The organism is Herbaspirillum sp. UBA812 (assembly GCF_002296545.1).
Taxonomy (GTDB): domain Bacteria; phylum Pseudomonadota; class Gammaproteobacteria; order Burkholderiales; family Burkholderiaceae_D; genus Herbaspirillum; species Herbaspirillum huttiense.
This window is the reverse complement of record NZ_DBIC01000007.1, coordinates 1-4,015: the sequence shown is the minus strand read 5'-3', so window position 1 is coordinate 4,015 and position 4,015 is coordinate 1. Positions and strand designations below refer to the sequence as shown.

Here is a 4,015-nt window from a genome sequence, read left to right as displayed (position 1 = left end):
GTCCATGTTGCCGCTGGCGATTTCTCCCGAGGCGGTGGCAATCGAGTCGGTACTGCGACGCACACCGGAGACGATGTCGACCAGGTTGTCGTTCATCTTGCGCAGGGCCGCCATCAGCTGGCCCGTCTCATCTTTGGAATGCGGTTCGATGCGCGTGGTCAGGTCACCGGCAGCGACGTTCTCGGCCACGCGGACGGCCTCGTTGAGCGGCTTGACGATGGAACGTACCATCAAATACCCCAGCAGGATCGCGGCCAGCACGGCGACCGCCGAGCAAGCCAGGGTGACCTGGATCGCCAGTGCACCGTCAGCGACGGCCTGCGCACCTTCAGCACGCAGCTGACTGTCCTGGGAATCGGCGAAGGCGGTGGCCAGGGAAAGATAGGCGTTCTGGCTGTCGGTAATCTTGCGCAGGACGAATTCGTCAGCGGCATCGCCCTGGCCTGCCCGGATCAACGCCAGAAACTGCGTCCGGCTGGTCTCGAAGAGCTGGCGCGCATCATCCAGCGCCTTGGCCTTCTTCTGGCCTACTGCAGTCACCTGGCGCGCCGTGATCTTGTCCAGGGCTTCCTTGCTGGCGCGGACCGCAACGTCCAGCTGGCCGATGCGCTTTTCATTGGCGGCCGGGTTGCCGATATCGATGGCCATGCCACGCAGGTACTTGATTTGCTCGTTGACGCCGTCACGCAGGTCGAATGCCCAGCGCACCTTCAGGTAGCGGTCATTGACGATCTGATCGATCGCACGATTGATGTTGTTGATCTTGATGAAGGCGGTGATGCTCACCACGGCCAGCAAGGCCACGATGAAGGCAAACACGATCGCCAGGCGCGCGCCGACCTTGAGATTCCCGAAATATGCAAACATGCTGGTTCCCTATGCTGTTCATTTATTGTCTGTCTCTTCCAGTTCTCGAAGATCCAGCTTCTTGTTATCGAACAGGGAAACAAGCTCCTCTGTATTTTTATTCTGGAGCCCGCATGATGCGCCAAGGCAACCCATCGTACAACCGTTGCGCGACACTATTTCAGCAAGTGTCGCAAAGTCATCACACAACTAGATGTATAAACGTGTTTGTTTGTAAATCTCTTGCTCAGAACACCACGCCGGCGCCGAGGATGATATTGGCGTAAGGGGTACATTCCCCGGTGCGGATGTAGGCCTTGGCAGCCCCGGTCGCCTGCTTGAACGCTTCATGCGACAGGGTACGCGCTTGCGGCAGGTCCAGCGCCGCAATCTGTGCAGCCAAGGCAGGGCTGACGGTCTGCATTTCATCGGCCACGACGTGGAATTCCACCTGCAATTCCGTGAGCACCGTCTTGAGTACCGTCATGAAGTCCGGCACGCCGCGGGTCACCGCCAGATCGATCACGGGGACACCTGCGGGAGCTGGCAAACCGACGTCCCCGATGACCAGCGTATCGCCATGCCCCATGGTGGCGATGACCTGGGAAATGGCAGCGTTGAGCAGAGCAGTCTTTTTCATGGCAATCAGAAAGATAAGCGATCAGAGCACGACTTCGTCGCGCGTGGGAATGGAGGTCTGGGCACCGACGCGGGTCACGCTCAGGGCGGCCGCCGCCTGGGCATAGGCGATGGCGTCGAACTGATCGCGGCCCTGCGCAATGGCACCGATGAAAGCGCCGATGAAAGTGTCGCCCGCCGCCGTGGTGTCGACCGCCTGTACCTTGCGCGCCGGCAGATGGCGCTGCTGGCCGTCGGCGAAGGAGCCGTAGACGCCCTTCTCGCCCAGCGTCACCACCACGTTGCGCGCGCCCAGATCGTGCAGCTTCTGCGCCAGCAGCGGGATGTCCTCGGATTGCTCCTCGGCCAGCATGGCGGCTTCGATTTCATTCAGGATCAGGTAATCGATCTTTTGCAGCAGTGCACGGGGCAAGGCTTGTGCCGGTGCGGGATTGAGCACCACGGTCTTGCCCAGGGCGTGGGCCAGTTCGATGCTGTGGATGACGGTGTCCATCGGCACTTCCAGTTGCAGCAGCACGATGGAAGCCTGTTCGATCACGGGGCGCGCGCGTTCGATACGCTCCACGTCCAGGCGGCCATTGGCACCGGCGGCGATGACGATGCTGTTCTGGGCATTGGCGTCGACCATGATGGAGGCGATGCCGGTGGCTTCGCCTGCGACTTCGTCAATGTAACGGTCATCGATGCCGCAGGCGGTGATCGACTGGCGCATCTGGCCGCCGAAGGCATCGTCGCCCACGCAGGCCACCATGGCCACCGAGGTGCCCGGTGCGGCCAGGCGGGCGCAAGCCACGGCCTGGTTGGCACCCTTGCCGCCGGGGATGGTCATGAATTTGTCGCCAGCCAGGGTTTCGCCCGGCAAGGGCATGCGCGGGACGCGCAGGACCAGGTCCATGTTGACGCTGCCGATGATGACGATCATGTGTGTTCTCTCGTGCTCTGTTGAAGTGTTTCTTGTTCAGGTCGGGTTCCGGCGCGGGGCGGTCGAGCCGCGCAGCTGGAGTTGCGGCGCCACCGTCTCGCGGCGCGCCGGCAAGCCGGGGTCGGCGATGCGCTCCAGCAGGAACTGCGCCGTCAGGTTGCCCAGCTTGCGGGTATTTTGTGCCACCGTGGTCAGGGGCGGATGGACGAATTGCGCCAGTTCGATATCGTCGAAACCTACCACCGACAATTCGCCCGGCACTTCGATCTGCAATTCACCGGCGGCACGCAGCACGCCAATGGCCATCATGTCGTTGCAGCAGAAGATGGCATCCGGCCGCGCGCCCTGCGCTCGTCCCTGCAGCAATTGCATCGCAGCCTGATAACCGCCGATGCCGCTGAAGTCGGCATGCAGCAGGTCGCCGTCGGCCAGCGCCAGGCCGCCCGCCTGCAGGGCCTGGCGGAAGCCCTGCACGCGCTCGTCCGATAGTTCCAGGCCATCCGGCCCGGCGATGCAAGCCACGTGGCGGCGCTGCAAGTCCAGCAGATGGCGCGCCGCCAGGCTGCCGCCGAGCGCGTTGTCAGTGCTGACCAGATCGATGTCCAGTTCCTTGGGCGCACGGTCCAGCAGGACCGTCGGAATATCGAGCCTGCCCGCCGGATTGAGATCGGCCTGGTTCAGGGTGGCGATGATGAGGCCATCGCAGCGCTTGGTCTGCAGGACTTGCAGGTAGTCGCGCTGCTTGTCGGGATCATCGTCCGAATTGCAGAGGATGACGCTGTAGCCGGCGCCATAGCAATGGTCTTCGATTCCGCGCGCCAGCTCCGAAAAGTACGGGTTGGTGTTGTTGGGAATGATCAGGCCGATACTGCCCGTGACCTTGCTGCGCAATGACCGCGCCAGTGCGCTGGGCACGTAGTCCAGTTCCTTGACGGCGGCCAGCACGCGCTCACGGGCGGCGCTGCTGACCGGGCGCGTCTGGTTGAGCACATGCGAGACCGTGGTGTAGGACACCCCGGCCAGCCTGGCGACATCCTTGATGGTGGCCATGGCGAATTCGCTCAGCGGGCGTGGCGTTGGCCGCGACGGCGATAGGTATCCAGGATCACGGCGACCACGATGACGGCACCGGTGATGATGCGCTTCATCGGCTCGCTCACGCCAACCTGGGCCAGGCCCGCTTCCAGCACGGAGATGATCAATACGCCGATGAAGGTGCTGACGATGGAACCCCGGCCACCCATCAGGCTGGTGCCGCCGATGACGACCGCCGCGATGACTTGCAGCTCCATGCCCACGCCGCCGTTGGGATCGGCCGCTTCCAGGCGCGAGACCTGGAACAGCGCTGCGATACCGGCCAGCGCGCCCATCAGGGCGAAGGCCAGGATCTTGCTGGGATTGGGATTCACGCCGGACAGGCGCACCGCTTCTTCATTGGTACCGATGCCGATCCAGTAGCGGCCCAGCACGGTGCGGGTCAGCACCAGTTGGGCGATGATCACGATGGCGATGGCCGACAGGAAGGCCGGCGACATGCCGAACAGAATCGGCGAGCTGATCACGTCCACCGCGCTGCCGATGTATTCGGTGCGCGAGTTGGTGACCTGG

General features: G+C 63.1%; 5 protein-coding genes. All 5 read right to left on the bottom strand.

Annotated elements, in window-relative coordinates:
* A partial coding sequence (locus tag B3873_RS00295) for an MCP four helix bundle domain-containing protein (RefSeq protein WP_286863470.1) occupies positions 1–867 on the bottom strand: 867 nt, incomplete at its 3' end.
* Between the two features lie 226 nt (positions 868–1,093).
* A complete protein-coding gene (gene rbsD, locus B3873_RS00290; protein WP_286863468.1) occupies positions 1,094–1,486 on the bottom strand; it encodes a D-ribose pyranase in 393 nt (130 codons plus the stop codon).
* A 21-nt stretch (positions 1,487–1,507) separates the two neighbouring features.
* Complete coding sequence (rbsK, locus tag B3873_RS00285) at positions 1,508–2,407, bottom strand: ribokinase (protein ID WP_286863467.1); 900 nt, start codon at positions 2,405–2,407, stop codon at positions 1,508–1,510.
* A 36-nt stretch (positions 2,408–2,443) separates the two neighbouring features.
* Positions 2,444–3,457 (bottom strand): LacI family DNA-binding transcriptional regulator, encoded by a 1,014-nt coding sequence (locus B3873_RS00280; RefSeq protein WP_286863465.1) that lies wholly within the window; start codon positions 3,455–3,457, stop codon positions 2,444–2,446.
* An 11-nt stretch (positions 3,458–3,468) separates the two neighbouring features.
* Positions 3,469–4,015: ABC transporter permease (locus tag B3873_RS00275; protein WP_286863464.1), on the bottom strand; the 547-nt coding region annotated here is incomplete at its 5' end.